Genomic DNA, 16,699 nt, shown 5'->3' on the forward strand with positions numbered 1-16,699 from the left:
TAGTTGTATCCCCCGACGGAGTCCTTGCCCGGGCCGATATCCTCTCCCTCTGGCGCCCGGCTTTCTCCCCGTCTCACGAAGCCCTGCCCGAATCGATGCCTCATCCCTCTGGCGTCCGGTATCCTATCCTGGCCAATATCTCCTTCCTCTGACGTACATTCCAGCCCAGAAAAAAAGAACGCCACCCCCGCGGCGTCCTTCCAACTCTCCTCTAATCCCCCCCAGAAATCTGCCTGAGCAGCTCAATATCACTAACCTGAACCTTAATATTCGTAGTCAATTTCTCCCCCTCAGGACTAATATACGTCACCTCAAGAATACTCCCCTCACAAATCCCACGCTTTGAAACAGCACTGCAAAACGCCGGAAACTTCGGATGATTCTGTTTAAACGTATTCCAGGCATTCATAACCTTCATCATATTTCCAAAATTACCAATACCCATAAATAAACACTCCCTTTCACTATATACAGCCGCCATACCCAAAACGTACAGCGGCTGCCAAAACTCAATATAAAACTACATCACAAAAATTACTGTGCTCTCTTTTTGATATAATTCTTAACAATAGGTTTCACTCTATCCTGAATACCAGACGGCAGATGATAATAAACCCTGCGCAGGAAAGTCGGACGAGCCTGCACCGGAGCAGGACCCTCGATCTTTAATTTAATATCATCCTCGATCACCGGAGCAACCTTCACAGGAAACGCCTGATAAGTCTTAACTTCCTTCTCAGAGAACATCACCCCGTTAAGCCACTCATGGAAACGAACCTTCTCTGTTTCCATAATCCCATTAATCTCATTATAATCCGGATCCTGCAGAAACAGCTCATTCTTCATAATATCCAGAGGATTCGTCACCAAACGATTCTCAACATGGAACAGTTTTGTCAGAGAAGAAAATCTCGTCATACCCCTTTTCGCATTACCAATACCAGCAAACGGTTTACCATATATAAGCGCAAAACTCATACCATGGCAGGAATCTGTTAATACATAACTGCTGTTTTTAAAGTAGTAAATCCAATCCTGGAACGTAATATTCTCCAGAACCGTATCCATTCCCATTTTCTCTTTATTCTCCTGGAAATTCCATGGAGTTCCATCCAGAATATGCAATGTACGAAGACCCAACTTTTCTGACAGATACTTAATAACCTCTTTCTTCTCAGGAGTTGGATCCAAAATATAGGTAAGCATATAGGGTTCTGTCTCATTACGGTCAGATTCCGCCGCTATGTCATCATACACACTCTTATCTACCGCAAATACGGGATCCAAAACTCTGGTCGCATCTACACCAAATACCTTCTTCATCAGGCCAACTGCAGACTCCTCACGAACAGAAATTCCATCAAACCGTTTAAAATACTCACTGGCCATAATCCGCTCACGATCCGGTCGGAAATCACGATCATGTCCAAAGGAAGCGGATACCGCAATCTTCTTTTTCTCGTCACGAACAAAATCCATAAGAAAACTGTTTCCAAAATTGCGGGCAATACCATGATTCCATACCTGATCTGATCCAATAACAAAAGAATCACAGATATGGTTCAGCATATGCATCTCATTTAATCGATACCTTCTGCTCACATGGAAATGAGTATCTGCAAAAATACGGCTGTGATTACTCTTATCCAGCTCACGATCCTGGCCAACAAATCCCGGTTTATCGATCATAAGAGTAGACAAGCCCATCTTTTCCAGAATTTTAGACAGGCCATAATATGTCGCAATACTTCCGTAGTTACATCCAAACCACACGCCAAGAATACCTACATCATAACGGCCTTCCATACAATATTTAACCGCTTTATGCATGCTTGTGTAATCAAGCATTTCAAAAAATCTTCTTCTCTGGGAATGAACCTGCATTTTCTCACCAAAACGGTTTTTCTTGACAGCAGCTTCCAGCGGCGTTTTCTCAATGCGTTTTACACTGTCTTTAACAGACTCCAGAACTGCCGCTCCCTTTGCATTATTGGCCAGAACCAGAGAAGTACCACGTCCATCATTAAGATCTCTCTTATACAGGGAAATCCCCCAGAAATCACCCATTGTAAGATCTCCCTGACGCGGGAAAGAAGCATACTTGCAGCTCTCGCATGTTCTCCTTAAGAAAAGACTTCTTGTAAATCCCAGAACAAATGGGTCAAACTCTATTCCGCCTACATATTTCTTTCCGTTTTTAAATACAGCCTCACAGGTTGTACAATTATATCCATAGCGTTTTGTACGGAAATGAAACTCTTTCAGATTTTCTTTACCAAATGTTTCGTCAACATAACGTTCAAATACTTTCTCAGATGGAGCACCATGACACATCAGGTCAACTGTAAGAAGATTTTCTTCTTCACCGCCAAGATAAGCTTTTAATCCAGCAACCTGACAAGGTGTTCCTGTAAAAAGCACCTTTTTACCTTTCCCAAGAAACTCTTTAACTTTTGGGAAAATATCTCTCAGGTCACTCTGGACATATTTGGAACCACGCATAGGAACAAACTCTTTTTCATTTGTAGCCACTGTATGGAATACCTTAAAATCCTCATCCATCACAACGCCACAGACAACTCCGCCCTGTGCAAATACAGAACGTGCAAGTACTGTAAAAAATCCGCCGGAACTGCTGTCTCTTCGAACGTTATCTTCCGCCCATACCGCATAACTTTCCGGTTCCGGAGCATTGCTCATATCTTTTGGACAGATGGATGGACAGATTTTTCTGCATTTTCCACATCCTGTACATTTTTCTTCGTCTACAACAGGATAGCGAAAGCCCTCTCTATCCTGTTCCATTGTAATTGCCCCGAAAGGACAACTGTAAACACACGCACTACAGCCATAGCACTCTGTTTTCTTTAAATCCCCTATATGTTTTACACTCATTTATCCATCTCCAAATATTTTCTCCAGAAACTTTCTGAAGTGAATTCTTTTCTGTGGTCTCTGTATTCTTTTTCAAGACGTACATGGATCTTCTTGTAACGACTGAAAAGTTTTCGTTCCCTGTTAAACAGTTCAAAGAATCTTTTCTTGTCCATCTCCCTGTACGCACCCATTTTCAGATGTGGATTAACCGCAAGAAGTCTTTTTCTGAAAAAGTATCTGTGCGGTGTATAATACCAGTCATAGGCAATCGGCACAGTTCCCTTTTTCAGCCATTTTTCTGGCCAGAAATGACCATTATAAGTAATTCTGTAGAGGAATGTCTCCAGTGATTTACGCGGAAGATCCTGTGCATAAACGCTGTATACTTTCGTCGGTGCTTCCGGGAAATTAGAAAGCGGCTCCATTTTCTCATTTTTCTGAGATTTTTCTTTCAGGAGCTTCTCCCCCTGATTCTTCATAAAGAATTTATATCCCTTCATATAATCCTCAACTGCATCCAGAAGAAGCTCTGCACCGTCATAATTAAAACGAAGCAGATTTACACGGACCAGCTTGCGGATACGGGTCATAATATCCGCATTCTGGCATACTCCGCTGGCAGCCTGAAGCATCAGGGTGTTTCTATGCACCTGATAAAATTCCATTGCGCCGTTGAACTTGTTGGTGAATCCCATATGCCAGATACAGATACCACTGAGTGTAATAAACTTCGCCTTGTTTCTAAGGCTGTATTCAACATCATCTCCACGTACAAATACCGGAAGAGGCAAATTATCTTTACGCACAAATTCCATAGGGATACAACAGTACCACCAGCCTGCATAAGCATTCTTCGGCTCATGGATCATCTCTTCACAGCGAAGAACATCTTCAATCTTTCGGGTATCTACCCTGTCTTTCAGTGGGCCATAAGTTCCCTCATGATCCATAAATCCTACATCTTCATACAGGAAATTCATCTCCTCATAGAAAAGCATCGCTCCACTGATAAAATGATGTTCATACTCCGGACGAATGATCTTCAGAAGATTATAAGTACGGATCAGACTCTCCGGAAGGATCATAACATCATCATCCATAAGAAGAACATGGGTCGGTTTTTCCTTATGATCCATCGCTTCCAGCATACCTCTTGTAAATCCGCCGGCTCCACCTACATTAAGGTTCGGATGTACCATTACGTGCTCTGTCTCAATCTCTTCTGCCGGAAGTGTACGGCCATTGTCTACCACATGGATCCACAAATTCTCTGCAAGGCTGTCATTACCCGCAAGGACGGTCTCTTTCAGAAGCTGAATGTTCGGAAGGATATAGTCTTCTTTCTTAAATGTTGTTGTACAGAGATGCAGTGATACATGACGCATCTGGTCTTCCTCAATCTCTGTGATATACTCACCACTATAGATTACACAAATACCATGTGTATGAATTTCGAAACCAGCCAGCATCAAATTGTTCTCCGGATATTCAAGACAGATCTCCTGTGCTTCTTCTGCTGAGATTTTTGCTCTGCGGAGAACTTTTCGGATATATTGTGTATCTTTCTTCTCATAACCTGTAAGAAGGATCTCCATTTCTCCTTTTACACGTAATCTCAGAATCAGTTTTTCTGCATATGTGTATGTTTTCCATTTTAAAAGAGAAATCGAGTTAAAATAGGTACAGAAATCAATTACCTGACCTACTCCCAAAACAATCGTCTTATTCTCTCTGTCGTATACCGGACGGCTGCTTTTAAAGAACATCTCCCAGTATGCTTCCAGTCTGTCATTGTCGCAGAACAGGATATTCTGCAGTTTATAATTCTTACTCATCTTTATTAATCTCCAAATAATTATTCCAGAACTCTTCTGTTATTAATTTCTTCCAGTTCCTGCCGTAGCTCTCCCTGGCTCTTTCAAAGTACCTGTCTGTTTTTCTCAATGCCAGTAATAAATATATGCTCAGACGTATAGTTTCCGGCAGATTTTTGTCTGCTCTGAGACAAAAGCCTGCAGAGTCCTCATAAACAATATGTTTCTTTTTTGCCACAGTGTAAACGCTAACATTTGGTGTCGTGTAAAATACATTCTTTTCTTTTTTGTCCAGTTTTTCCAGTTTTGGAAGTCGACTGGCCACCTGTTTATGAATTTCCACTCCATCCGTGTTTTCCAGCCACTTTTCTCCCTTCAGGAAATCCAGCATAGCGCAGATATTCAGATAAATATAGTCATACCTTCCTCTTAAAAGATTTCCTGCCGTCCATTTGACAAGAAATTTTTTCCACTGGCGTTTATCCCAGTCATCATAATGGATTGCATTTAAGATCGCCATATTTCGAATATCATAATACTCTCCGATCTGAGGAAGTTTCTTGGTGACAGCTTCATGCCACACACCGATTCCATTGAGAGTCATCAGCTTACCCATACGAATTCCATATTCGATATCATCTCTGTGAATAAAAACAGGCAACGGAAGACCCTTTTCCCGGATTGCGGATACCGGTATACAGCAATACCACCAGCCACCATAATCCCAGTTCTGAGATTCCGTATTCTTAAGAAGAGCATCTCTCTTTCGCAGATCCATATTCTGGCCGCATCCCTGAATCCTTCCTCTGTTCCAGAAAGCTCCACATTCAAACTGTTTCCAGGGAATATCTCTTTCAATAAGGGAACCACCCAGCGGTGCATCCTGCCATTCTTTTTTTACGGAAGATAAAAACAGCATTGTTTTCGTCAGTACTTCCGGATTCAGGACAATATCATCATCCATGAGGATCACATGAGTAAATCCCGGGTCTTTCAAAGCTTCGATCATTCCTCTGGTAAAACCACCAGCACCGCCACAGTTTCGGTTTGGTACAAGATGAACCCAGTCCGGAACCATCTCCTCTGTCAGAGTATTTCCATTATCTATAAGAAAAATCCCCGGCCGTTCCTCCAGATCCATTCTGGAAATCCGTTCAAGATTACTGATAACTTCTTTTTCACGGCGGCAGGTACAGATCACCACTGCCGGCCGAACTGCCTGCTGCACTTCAACTGCCGACTGAAAATCAACATCATAAAGAACTCCGCCCTGCGCCAGTCCTTCTACGCAGATCCAGAAAGCTGCTATATTTTCAATAACATCTGACACTTCAAAAACTAGTTCGTTTTTAATATCTGCCGCAGTCCTGCTTTCTTTTTCTTCATCCACAACCGTTCTGCTTCCATCTATATGGCACAGCAACACCCGGCAGTTTCCTGAAACTGTAACTTTTATCCGCAATCCGTCCAGCTGTGCATACTGCGACCACTGTTTCGGGTAAAACCCGTTAAAATACGTAAACAGATCTGCTTTCTCATTTTCCGGTACGGATAATGATTTTTTTTCACCCTGCTGTACCTGAATTCCTCCCGTACCTTGATAATAAAGTCCGTAGTTTTCTTCTGCACAGTCCGGAAGCATCATTGTCTGCACTGTTCTATATTTCATTTAGTTTCTCCCTCAGTCTCATGATAAAGTGTCCCGGATAGTATAACAGATATCTGCTCTTTCTGATAGCCCATACAAATTTATTTTCGACTGAATTATAGATATTTGGATAACACTCACGAATTTTCCCATCCATTCTGCGCAGTCTGTGGCACATTTTCACAGAGCAGGGAAAACTCAGATAAATCTTGAAATGGCTGCTCAGAACATTGGCAATTCCCTTTTCAAGATACACAAGATACTCCCTGTCAGTTCCCTCTGATTCTTTTTTGCGATAGTACTTCAGAAGACTCTTCAGAACTTTCTCATGATTCCGGTGATTTTTACGCATTTTTTCCAGAGTCATACTCTGTCCCTGCCGTCCCAGTCTGTACATATATACAAACTCATCCAGAAATACGATAGTCCTGACTTCCGGGATCGGATACATGACAAACTCCACGTCTACATAATAACAGTTCTCATCGATCCGCATACCTGTTCTGCGGACCAGCTCTGTTCGTATGGTCATGGAATGCATTTTAACAAACGTTTTTTCCGCAACATCATGAAAATCGTATTTTCTGCCATATTCCACCCCCTGAAAAGGATGTCTGTTCTGAACACTTCTTTTTCCGGTCTGTTCATAGACCCAGAAAAAATTGCTCCACACAATATCTGCTTCTGCCTTTTCAAGATTTTCCACAAGTGTGACAAAGCCTTTTTCGTTTACCCAGTCATCACTGTCCAGCACTTTCACATATTCCCCAACTGCATTATCCATACCTGTGTTGATTGCAGATCCATGGCCCCCATTGGGCTTACTGATCACCCGGACGGAATATGGATGTGCTTTTGCATATTCCATCGCAATCTCTTCAGACCGGTCTGTTGAGCCGTCCAAAACTACCAGAATTTCTATTTTATCCAGAACTTCTTTAATCATCAGTGATTCCAGACATTGACGGATATATTTTTCCATATTGTAGACTGGAATAATTACTGACAAAACCTTTTTCATACTTTCTTACCTCATTATATATGAAATCGCATCACGGATTCCGGCAACATATACCAGTTGAATTCCCCTGATGCTCTCTGTAGCTGCCCGGTTCACCTCCGGCAGGATCACAGTTTCAAACCCCAGTTTCTTTGCTTCCTGCACCCGCTGACCAGCCATACTGACTGCCCTGACTTCGCCGCTCAGGCCAATCTCGCCAAAAACCATTACAGAATCAGGGATCACAATATCTTTTGCACTGGAAATGATTGCCAGACAGATTCCCAGATCAATAGCGGGCTCCGTCATCTTCATTCCTCCGGCAATATTCACATAAGCATCCGAAGCAGCAAGATGGATTCCTGCTTTCTTCTCCAGCACTGCCATAAGGAGATTTACACGATTAAAATCCGTACCAACTGCTGTTCTTCTCGGAATTCCAAAATTGCTCTGACACACCAGCGCCTGAATCTCCACCAGAATAGGCCTTGTTCCTTCCATGGAACATGCAACCACAGAACCGGATGCATTCTCCGGCCTTCCATTTAGCAGGAATTCTGAAGGATTCCTTACTTCTTCCAGACCTGTATTCTGCATTTCAAAAACTCCGATTTCATTAGTGGAGCCAAAACGGTTCTTCACCGCCCGCAGTATCCGGTAAGAGGCATGTCTGTCTCCCTCGAAATAAAGCACAGTATCTACCATATGCTCCAGCACACGGGGACCTGCTACATTTCCCTCTTTTGTCACGTGACCGACAATAAAAATGGATACGCCCATACCTTTTGCGATCTGCATCAGAACATTCGTGGATTCTCTTACCTGCGAAACGCTTCCCGGTGCAGACGTGATATCTTCATGAAACATGGTCTGAATAGAATCTACAACTGCCACATCCGGTTTCGTCCGTTCAATGATCTCACGGATATTCTCCAGATTAGTCTCACACAGAAGTTTCAGTTTATCATTAAAACTTCCAAGTCTGTCCGCCCGCAGCTTAATCTGGCGCAAAGATTCTTCACCGGAAATATATAATACAGACACGCCCTGTGAAGAAAGGTTCCTGCAAACCTGAAGCAGTAATGTAGACTTTCCGATTCCAGGATCTCCGCCCACTAAAACGAGGGAGCCAGGAACAATTCCTCCTCCCAGCACCCTGTCCAGTTCACCGATCCCACAACTTTGGCGTTCGTCAGCCGAAAGACTGATATCTCGCAAAATTACAGGTTCTGTCTTTTTCTGTGATATCTTTGCGTTGGAGGAAGCTGACTTCTTGGATGAAACAGTTTCCTCTACAAATGTATTCCATGCCTTACATGCCGGACACTGTCCCATCCATTTGGCTGATTCATATCCGCATTCCTGGCAGAAATATACTGTTTTTTTATTTTTTAGCATTTTACGATTTTTACTTCTGCTTTGGTGTTCGTATCCAGCTCAACGCTGAAAGAAAGCTTGCCGCCCAGGTTCGTAGTCATAGTACCTGTGCTTGCTCCATCAATAAATACCTGATATTCTGTCTCAGCCTCAAGCTCAACTGTGATCTGAGAATCCTCAAATCCCTGTACTTCAAAACTCATGGTTGTTCCATCCTGCTCAAGATGGAATACGCTTGTTCCCGGAACAGACTCATATACGAACATTCCATTGCGCTCAAGCTTGGTGATCTCCTTGTATGTTTTTACTTTATACATATCTCCCTGATACTGATAATCCGACAGTTTGGATTTCTGATTTAACTCATAATCTCCAAAACTGATAGTACCGTTATCTTCTGTACGGATCAATTCCTGTACCACTGCCATGATCTTATGTCCTCCTGAAATTCTTTTGTTGTATCATTACGATGATGTTAATTATAACTTATTTCTTTTCTTTTTGCCATAGGAAGTGAAAAAAATCTTATACTTTTCAAAAAACGGCTTTTTACTCCTGTGATTTCTGGGATACAAAACAGATTTTTTTATCTTTCACCTTTACCTGTACAGTATCTCCGGCTTTGATCCGGCCTTCCAGAATCTCTGTTGCCATCTCGTCTTCAATCTTCGTCTGAATTGCACGGCGAAGCGGTCTTGCGCCGTATTTGCTGTCAAAACCGGCATCCGCGATAAGATCTTTTGCCGCTCCTGTGACTTTCAATGTGATATTCAATTGTTCCTGACATCTTTTTTCCAGGTTTTTCAGAAGAATAGTGACAATCTTGCGGATATTTTCTTTATTAAGAGAATGGAATACCATGATCTCATCGATTCGATTGAGAAATTCCGGTTTGAACATCCTTCGTACTTCTTCCATTACTCCGGATTTCATCCTGTCATAATTCTGTTTTTCCGTGTCTCCGGACATAAATCCAAGATGTTTCGGTTCCATGATCATCTGTGCTCCGGCATTAGACGTCATAATAATGATCGTCTGTTTGAAATCCACTTTCCGACCATGGGCATCTGTAATATGCCCATCATCAAGCACCTGTAAAAGAATATTAAATACATCCGGGTGTGCCTTTTCGATCTCATCAAAAAGAATTACACTGTACGGATTTCTTCTGACTTTTTCACTGAGCTGTCCGCCTTCTTCATATCCTACATATCCTGGAGGAGAACCAATCATTTTAGATACACTGTGTTTTTCCATGTATTCAGACATATCCACACGGATCATTGCCTGTTCACTTCCAAACACTGCTTCTGCCAAAGCTTTGGAAAGTTCTGTCTTTCCAACCCCGGTAGGTCCCAGAAACAGGAAAGAGCCAATTGGTCTAGCCGGATCTTTCAGACCAACTCTGCCTCGTTTCACAGCCCGGGCAACTGCTGACACCGCTTCATCCTGACCGATCACTCGCTTTTTCAGAACTTTTTCAAGATTTGCCAGGCGTCGGGATTCCCCTTCTGTCAGACGCTGCACCGGGATTTTCGTCCAGTCAGATACAATATCTGCAACAGCCGCTTCTCCAACTACAGGAGATTTCCGCCTGTTTTTACGCTCAGCCTTTTTGCGGAGTTTTTCAAGCTCAGCCTCTACGCTGTTCTGTCTGGCCTGAGCCTTTCTGGCGCTTTCGAGGTCCGCGTTTACAACGGCCTGTTCTTTTTCTTTCAGGATCTCATGGATTTCTCTTTCCAGTTCTTCTGCTTCCGGGGACGGATGATATCCGGCAAGCTGAACCTTGGATGCCGCTTCATCAATAATATCAATCGCTTTATCCGGAAGGAACCGGTCATTGATATAACGGACTGACATTTTTACTGCGGCCTCCAGTGCTTCATCCTGAATTTCTACCCCATGATGTTTCTCATAATAAGGGCGCAGGCCTTTTAAGATTTCAATTGCTTCCTCTTCATCAGGCTCTTCCACCATAACCGGTTGGAATCGCCGTTCAAGTGCAGCATCTTTTTCGATATATTTACGATATTCCTCCAGAGTCGTCGCTCCGATCAGCTGGATCTCTCCCCTGGAAAGAGATGGTTTCAGGATATTGGACGCATCCAGAGCTCCCTCTGCTCCACCTGCCCCGATGATCGTATGGATCTCATCAATAAAAAGCAGGATATTCTGCTGTTCTCTCACCTCATCAATGACATTACGGATACGTTCCTCAAACTCGCCTCTGTATTTACTTCCGGCTACCATTCCGGAAAGATCCAGAACCACTACTCTTTTATTCTTCACAGTATCCGGGACCATTCCGGTAACGATCCGCTGTGCAAGACCTTCTACAATAGCTGTTTTACCGACTCCCGGCTCTCCCGTCAGACATGGATTATTCTTGGTCCTTCTGCTTAAGATCTGGATCAGTCTGGCAATTTCCTTATCCCTTCCTACCACCGGATCAAGTTTACCTTCTTCTGCCATCTCTGTAAGATCACGGCTGTACTGATCGAGAGTCGGTGTGACACTGCCATTTCTTCCCCTGGAAGCTTTCACTGCCTGAAATTCTTCTGCAATAGCATCACTGTCCATCCCCATAGCTGTAAGAACTGCAGCATAAAGTTTCTGGATATTCGCTCCCATTGTATACAGCAGCCTTGTACCTACACAGTCTGTTTCCTTTAACATGGACAGCAGAAGATGCTCCGTACCTGCCTTTTCAAAATGCATGGCCTCCGCCTCTATATAGGCATTTTCCAAAACTCTTTTCGTCCTTGGGCTGAATCCCGGCTGCTGTGCAGTTAATATATTTCCCGGCGGTGCGATCAGCTCGTCGATCAACGCCATAGTCTTATCCGCCTGGATTCCAAATTCTTCCAGCACTCTTCCGGCAGTTCCTTCTTTTTCTTCTACAAGCCCGACCAGCAGATGCTCCGTGCCAATATAACTATGTCCACAGGAGCTGGCTGCCTGTTTTGCCAGAGCAAGAACATTCTCTGCCTGTTTTGTATATCGTTCCTGCATGATGTCTCCTCCTATCTGTCTGTGTCATACTCGTCAAAAATCTCATCCACCAGCTGATGGACTTCTTCTCTTGTTACATTCTTACAACAGCCCCATGCCATTGCCACCGTCAGATTCTGTTTCATTTCTTCCAGTGCTCTGACTTTATCCGCATCAATGGAAATCACTGCACCCTTCCGTCTGTCGATGGTTACAAACCCTTCCTGCCGGAGCAGTGCATATGCTTTGTTTACTGTGTGCATGTTGATTCCCGCAATACTTGCAAGCTGCCGTACAGAAGGCAGAGCATCCCCCTCATGAAGCCTTGATGTAGCTATCCCCATTATGATCTGATTGGTGATCTGCATATAGATCGCCTCATCACTGTTAAAATCGATTTCTATCACCATCGGGTAAATCTCTCCTCTACAACAGCAAAAGGCTGCACAGTTTTATCCTGGCAGCCTGCTGTAATTTTTGTTTTTATTTACTGATTCCTGCAATTTTCTCAATCTGCTCTTTATTCAGGACCAGATTGATGCCCAGCGGATTTATTACATATGCATTTGCCTGTGGAATCATCAGGCTCGGAAGTTTGTCTATAGTCACTTTTGCAACTCGGAGATTCTTCCCTCTTCCAAATTTCTCAAATTCCATAACGTCTGTAAACACAGGCTGCATGATCTTGTCCTCTTTGTTTTTCAGATATGGAATATGAAGCTTTCCGTCTTCTTCCTGCTCTGCATTGATCGCGATCAGGAATTCTGCTTTCCGCAGATTAGCAATAAGTTCTTCCTCAAGCTCACGGATATTCTTATGCTCTTCTGCTTTCACCGGGCGACGAAGCTCCTGCATAAAATAGATGCCTGAAAGTTCCAGAGAAGGATTCAGAAGCGGTCTTCTGGAAGGATCGATCTGGCTCATATCTCTCTGAGTCGCAATCCTCTCAAGTTCAACTTCGGTCTGATTCTCTCCGTCGATCCAGAGTACACTATTTACTCCGATCGCATACAGCGTACCATACAGTCTCGGATAATCTTTTTTTTCATATTTCATACCCATAAGAAGGATCTTATCCTCCAGGAGCTGTTTTCCATATTCTTTGATTTCTTCTTCGGTAGCAAAAATCCTTGCCTGGTCATTAAATGTTTCCTCATCACAGGTCACATACGGAAGTTTGGTTGCCTGTGAATACGCAACAAATACTTCCTCCCTGTTTCTGAGTTCATGAATTGCTTCTTCTACACTGATTCCCATTTTTCTGTCCTCTCTGCCTCATCACTTGGATGCGACACCTCATCAAAGAAAATGGTTACTTCCTGTTGTGTCCTGTCAGCATCCAGCTTTATTATTATGTGTAACTACTCACTGTGTTTCATAGTTGTTACTATTGTACAATGAAACCCCTGTTTTCGTCAAGCTGTGCCTGTGAAAATTGACGAACTTACGCCTCGTCGATCGCTTTTCCGATATCGTGGCGCATATACTTGTTTGAAAAACTGATCCATTCAGTGGCAGCGTATGCATTCTTTCTTGCTTCTTTCAGTGTTTTTCCTTTGGCAGTGATGCCAAGGACACGGCCACCGTTTGTGACAATCTGGCCATCTTTAAATTTGGTTCCGGCATGGAAACAGTAGTATCCGTCTTTATCCTTGAAGTTTTCAAAGCCCTGGATCGGAATTCCCTTTTCATATTTTACCGGATATCCATCGCTTGCAAGAACGACGCATACTGCTGCGTTATCCTCGAATTTCAGATCAATCTGATCCAGTTTTCCGTCTACGCAGGCTTCCATCACCTCAATGATATCATTCTCCATACGTGGAAGAACAACCTGTGCTTCCGGATCACCAAATCTTGCATTATATTCCAGTACCTTCGGGCCATCTGCGGTAAGCATCAGTCCGAAGAAGATAATTCCCTTAAACGGACGTCCCTCGGACGCCATAGCATCTACAGTCTTCTGATAAATATATTTCTTACAGAATTCATCTACTTCCGGAGTATAGAACGGACTTGGGGAAAATGTTCCCATTCCACCGGTATTCAGTCCCTGGTCTCCGTCCTTGGCACGTTTGTGATCCTGTGCGGATGTCATGGTGCGGATGGTCTTTCCATCTACAAAAGAAAGTACGGAAACTTCACGGCCTGTCATGAATTCCTCAATTACCATGGTATTTCCGGCATTTCCAAATTTTTTATCTTCCATGATCTCTTTTACGCCGGCTTCTGCTTCTGAAAGATCCTGGCAGATCAGAACACCTTTTCCAAGTGCAAGGCCATCTGCTTTCAGAACGATCGGGAATTTTGCTTCCGTTCTTAAATATTCCAGAGCTTTTTCCGGATCATCAAAATTCTCATAAGCTGCAGTAGGAATATCGTATTTCTTCATAAGATCCTTGGAAAAAGCCTTGGAACCTTCCAGAATAGCAGCGTTTTTGCGCGGTCCGAATACGCGCAGCCCTTCTGCTTCAAATACGTCTACAATTCCGCCAACAAGAGGATCATCCATTCCCACGATGGTAAGATCGATCTCTTTTTCTCTGGCAAAAGCTGCCAGTTTCTCGAATTCCATTGCTCCGATATCTACACATTCCGCATACTCTGCAATTCCCGCATTTCCCGGTGCACAGTAAATCTTGTCAACTTTCGGGCTTTTTGCAACACTCCATGCAATTGCATGTTCTCTTCCGCCGCTTCCTACGATCAATACTTTCATCTGTCTACTCCTTTGTTTCATCTGTTTTGTGATTACTTTAAAGAAACAATTCCATCTGTTACTGTAATCTTGTCATTGGCGATAAGATTGATGGCCTCCGGAAGGATCTTCCATTCTGCTTTTTCCATTACACGTCTCTGAAGCTCCTTGGATGTGTCTCCGTCTTTTACCTTCACTGCTTTCTGAAGAATGATCGGGCCTGTATCTGTACCCGCATCTACGAAATGAACGGTAGCACCCGTCACTTTTACTCCTCTTGCAAGAACTGCGTCATGAACTTTCAGTCCATAAAAACTTTTTCCACAGAAAGACGGGATCAGGGATGGATGGATATTGATGATCTTGTTCGGATATGCTTCCACCATCATCGGCGGGATCGCAACCAGATAACCTGCAAGAACGATCAGGTCTACTCCCCTCTCCTGAAGTTTGGAAAGCAGTGCTTTATGAAAAGCCTCCCGGTCCGGATAGTCTTTCGGTGCAATGCACATCGCTTCTACATCATGTTTTCTGGCTCTTTCCAGCGCATAAGCGGAAGCATTGTTGCTGATCACAATATCCACTTTTGCATTTGTGATCTCTCCCGCATCAATGGCATCCATGATCGCCTGAAGATTCGTTCCTCCGCCGGAAACAAGAACACCGATCTTTAACATAAGGTCACTCCCTTTTCTCCTGCTTCGATGCTTCCAACCACATATGGTTTGTCACCGGTCTTGCGGATAGCTTCCATTGTTTTGTCAACATCTGCCGGATCTACTGCCAGGATCATTCCAAGGCCCATATTATATGTATTGTACATCATATGCTCATCAATATTTCCTTTTTCTGCAAGGAGCTTAAAGATCGGAAGTACCGGATAGCTGTCTTTCTTGACAACAGCTCTGGTTCCCTCTTTCAGCATACGCGGAATATTCTCATAAAATCCACCGCCTGTGATATGGCTGCATGCATGGATCTTCACTCCGGCCTCACGGATGCTCTTCAGTGCTTTTACATAGATTCTGGTCGGTGCGATCAGTGCCTCTCCCAGAGTTGTTCCAAGTTCATCATAATAAGTATCCAGGGATTCTTTTGTCATGTCGAATACTTTACGTACAAGAGAAAATCCGTTGCTGTGAACACCTGTTGAAGCCATGCCGATCAGAACATCGCCAGGTTTCAGAGCTTCGCCAGTAAGAAGGTCCTTTTTGTCAACAATTCCTACGGCAAATCCGGCAAGGTCATACTCATCTTCAGGCATGAGCCCTGGATGTTCTGCTGTCTCACCACCGATCAGCGCTGCCTCGGACTGTACACAGCCTTCTGCAACACCTTTTACGATCTCAGCGATCTTCTCCGGATAGTTTTTACCGCAGGCAATGTAGTCCAGGAAAAACAGCGGTTCGCCGCCTGCACATGCAATATCATTCACGCACATGGCCACGGCATCAATTCCGATGGTATCATGCTTGTCCATAACCATGGCTACCTTAACCTTGGTTCCACATCCATCTGTTCCGGAAACCAGAGTAGGCTCTTCCATATCTTTGAATTTCTCCATGGAAAATGCACCTGAGAATCCACCGATTCCTCCAAGTACCTCCGGTCTCATTGTCTTGGCAATGTGTCTTTTCATCAGCTCTACTGATTTGTATCCTGCCTCAATATCTACGCCTGAAGTCTTGTAATCCATAATGTCCTCCTTATGACAACACTCTTTTATTTTTATGGTAAAAAATTTTAGTAGTTCTTGTATCCAACTTCCTGGAGTCTTGCATCTTTCTTTTCAACCTGTTCTTTCAGATCCTGGCTATACGCTTTCAGTCTGGAAAGAAGCTCTGCGTCAGAAGTTGCAAGGATCTTGGCTGCAAGAAGCCCCGCATTGGCACCGCCGTTGATCGCTACTGTGGCAACCGGGATGCCGCTTGGCATCTGTACGATAGAGTAAAGGGAATCTCTTCCTCCCAGAGATGTTGTATGCATCGGGATACCGATCACCGGCATTGGAAAGATCGCCGCGCACATTCCCGGAAGATGAGCTGCCATTCCTGCGCCTGCGATGATTACTTTGAAGCCTTTTTCTTCTGCTGTCTTTGCATACTCGAAAAATACATCCGGTTCTCTGTGTGCGGAAATGATCTTCATTTCATAATCAATCCCCAGTTTCTCCAGGATATCTGCTGCTTTGCTCATAACCGGCATATCTGAATCACTACCCATTACAATTCCTACTTTTGCCATTGTGTTCTCCTTTCGTGGTACACCAACTGAATGTTTACCTGTAGTTGTTT

General features: G+C 43.7%; 14 protein-coding genes. All 14 read right to left on the reverse strand.

The annotated features are described in order from the left end of the window. Nucleotides 1-211: 211 nt before the first annotated feature. Nucleotides 212-445: a hypothetical protein gene (locus G5B12_RS06915; RefSeq protein ID WP_174087968.1), complete on the reverse strand. Its 234-nt coding sequence runs from the start codon at nucleotides 443-445 to the stop codon at nucleotides 212-214. An 89-nt stretch (nucleotides 446-534) separates the two neighbouring features. Beyond that, a complete protein-coding gene (locus G5B12_RS06920; protein ID WP_021977602.1) occupies nucleotides 535-2,895 on the reverse strand; it encodes a polysaccharide pyruvyl transferase family protein in 2,361 nt (786 codons plus the stop codon). Beyond that, nucleotides 2,892-4,712: a glycosyltransferase gene (locus tag G5B12_RS06925; RefSeq protein ID WP_174087969.1), complete on the reverse strand. Its 1,821-nt coding sequence runs from the start codon at nucleotides 4,710-4,712 to the stop codon at nucleotides 2,892-2,894. The genes G5B12_RS06920 and G5B12_RS06925 overlap by 4 nt, the downstream gene beginning before the upstream one ends. Then, nucleotides 4,705-6,360, reverse strand: coding sequence for a glycosyltransferase (locus tag G5B12_RS06930; protein WP_021977600.1), 1,656 nt, complete (start codon nucleotides 6,358-6,360; stop codon nucleotides 4,705-4,707). The genes G5B12_RS06925 and G5B12_RS06930 overlap by 8 nt, the downstream gene beginning before the upstream one ends. After that, on the reverse strand, nucleotides 6,350-7,360 hold the full coding sequence (locus G5B12_RS06935) for a glycosyltransferase family 2 protein (protein WP_174087970.1): 1,011 nt from the start codon (nucleotides 7,358-7,360) through the stop codon (nucleotides 6,350-6,352). Before G5B12_RS06935 ends, G5B12_RS06930 begins: the two co-directional genes overlap by 11 nt. Before the next feature lie 6 nt (nucleotides 7,361-7,366). Then, nucleotides 7,367-8,737 (reverse strand): DNA repair protein RadA, encoded by a 1,371-nt coding sequence (gene radA / locus G5B12_RS06940; protein ID WP_021977598.1) that lies wholly within the window; start codon nucleotides 8,735-8,737, stop codon nucleotides 7,367-7,369. Next, a complete protein-coding gene (locus tag G5B12_RS06945) occupies nucleotides 8,731-9,144 on the reverse strand; it encodes a hypothetical protein (protein ID WP_021977597.1) in 414 nt (137 codons plus the stop codon). The genes radA and G5B12_RS06945 overlap by 7 nt, the downstream gene beginning before the upstream one ends. A gap of 121 nt (nucleotides 9,145-9,265) precedes the next feature. After that, nucleotides 9,266-11,728, reverse strand: coding sequence for an ATP-dependent Clp protease ATP-binding subunit (locus tag G5B12_RS06950; RefSeq protein WP_174087971.1), 2,463 nt, complete (start codon nucleotides 11,726-11,728; stop codon nucleotides 9,266-9,268). 11 nt (nucleotides 11,729-11,739) lie between these two features. Next, complete coding sequence (locus G5B12_RS06955; RefSeq protein ID WP_021977595.1) at nucleotides 11,740-12,117, reverse strand: GntR family transcriptional regulator; 378 nt, start codon at nucleotides 12,115-12,117, stop codon at nucleotides 11,740-11,742. Between the two features lie 73 nt (nucleotides 12,118-12,190). Next, entirely contained in the window at nucleotides 12,191-12,964 is a 774-nt protein-coding gene (locus G5B12_RS06960) for an SseB family protein (RefSeq protein WP_021977594.1), read from the reverse strand. Between the two features lie 187 nt (nucleotides 12,965-13,151). After that, nucleotides 13,152-14,426, reverse strand: a complete 1,275-nt coding sequence (purD, locus tag G5B12_RS06965; protein ID WP_118170526.1) for a phosphoribosylamine--glycine ligase — start codon at nucleotides 14,424-14,426, stop codon at nucleotides 13,152-13,154. A 32-nt stretch (nucleotides 14,427-14,458) separates the two neighbouring features. Beyond that, entirely contained in the window at nucleotides 14,459-15,082 is a 624-nt protein-coding gene (gene purN, locus G5B12_RS06970; protein ID WP_021977592.1) for a phosphoribosylglycinamide formyltransferase, read from the reverse strand. Next, complete coding sequence (gene purM, locus G5B12_RS06975; protein ID WP_174087972.1) at nucleotides 15,076-16,101, reverse strand: phosphoribosylformylglycinamidine cyclo-ligase; 1,026 nt, start codon at nucleotides 16,099-16,101, stop codon at nucleotides 15,076-15,078. The genes purN and purM overlap by 7 nt, the downstream gene beginning before the upstream one ends. 47 nt (nucleotides 16,102-16,148) lie before the next feature. After that, nucleotides 16,149-16,649 carry a 5-(carboxyamino)imidazole ribonucleotide mutase gene (purE, locus tag G5B12_RS06980; protein WP_015525905.1) on the reverse strand — a complete coding sequence of 167 codons (501 nt, stop codon included), beginning with the start codon at nucleotides 16,647-16,649 and terminating at the stop codon, nucleotides 16,149-16,151. Nucleotides 16,650-16,699: the final 50 nt, after the last annotated feature.

Source organism: Blautia sp. MSK.20.85, assembly GCF_013317245.1.
Classification (GTDB): domain Bacteria; phylum Bacillota; class Clostridia; order Lachnospirales; family Lachnospiraceae; genus Blautia_A.

What these genes read in the sequence shown, in the direction of transcription:
- G5B12_RS06915 (WP_174087968.1), bottom strand. Translation starts at nt 445, where the DNA reads ATGGGTATTGGTAATTTTGGAAATATGATGAAGGTTATGAATGCCTGG.
- G5B12_RS06920 (WP_021977602.1), bottom strand. Translation starts at nt 2,895, where the DNA reads ATGAGTGTAAAACATATAGGGGATTTAAAGAAAACAGAGTGCTATGGC.
- G5B12_RS06925 (WP_174087969.1), bottom strand. Translation starts at nt 4,712, where the DNA reads ATGAGTAAGAATTATAAACTGCAGAATATCCTGTTCTGCGACAATGAC.
- G5B12_RS06930 (WP_021977600.1), bottom strand. Translation starts at nt 6,360, where the DNA reads ATGAAATATAGAACAGTGCAGACAATGATGCTTCCGGACTGTGCAGAA.
- G5B12_RS06935 (WP_174087970.1), bottom strand. Translation starts at nt 7,360, where the DNA reads ATGAAAAAGGTTTTGTCAGTAATTATTCCAGTCTACAATATGGAAAAA.
- radA (WP_021977598.1), bottom strand. Translation starts at nt 8,737, where the DNA reads ATGCTAAAAAATAAAAAAACAGTATATTTCTGCCAGGAATGCGGATAT.
- G5B12_RS06945 (WP_021977597.1), bottom strand. Translation starts at nt 9,144, where the DNA reads ATGGCAGTGGTACAGGAATTGATCCGTACAGAAGATAACGGTACTATC.
- G5B12_RS06950 (WP_174087971.1), bottom strand. Translation starts at nt 11,728, where the DNA reads ATGCAGGAACGATATACAAAACAGGCAGAGAATGTTCTTGCTCTGGCA.
- G5B12_RS06955 (WP_021977595.1), bottom strand. Translation starts at nt 12,117, where the DNA reads ATGGTGATAGAAATCGATTTTAACAGTGATGAGGCGATCTATATGCAG.
- G5B12_RS06960 (WP_021977594.1), bottom strand. Translation starts at nt 12,964, where the DNA reads ATGGGAATCAGTGTAGAAGAAGCAATTCATGAACTCAGAAACAGGGAG.
- purD (WP_118170526.1), bottom strand. Translation starts at nt 14,426, where the DNA reads ATGAAAGTATTGATCGTAGGAAGCGGCGGAAGAGAACATGCAATTGCA.
- purN (WP_021977592.1), bottom strand. Translation starts at nt 15,082, where the DNA reads ATGTTAAAGATCGGTGTTCTTGTTTCCGGCGGAGGAACGAATCTTCAG.
- purM (WP_174087972.1), bottom strand. Translation starts at nt 16,101, where the DNA reads ATGGATTACAAGACTTCAGGCGTAGATATTGAGGCAGGATACAAATCA.
- purE (WP_015525905.1), bottom strand. Translation starts at nt 16,649, where the DNA reads ATGGCAAAAGTAGGAATTGTAATGGGTAGTGATTCAGATATGCCGGTT.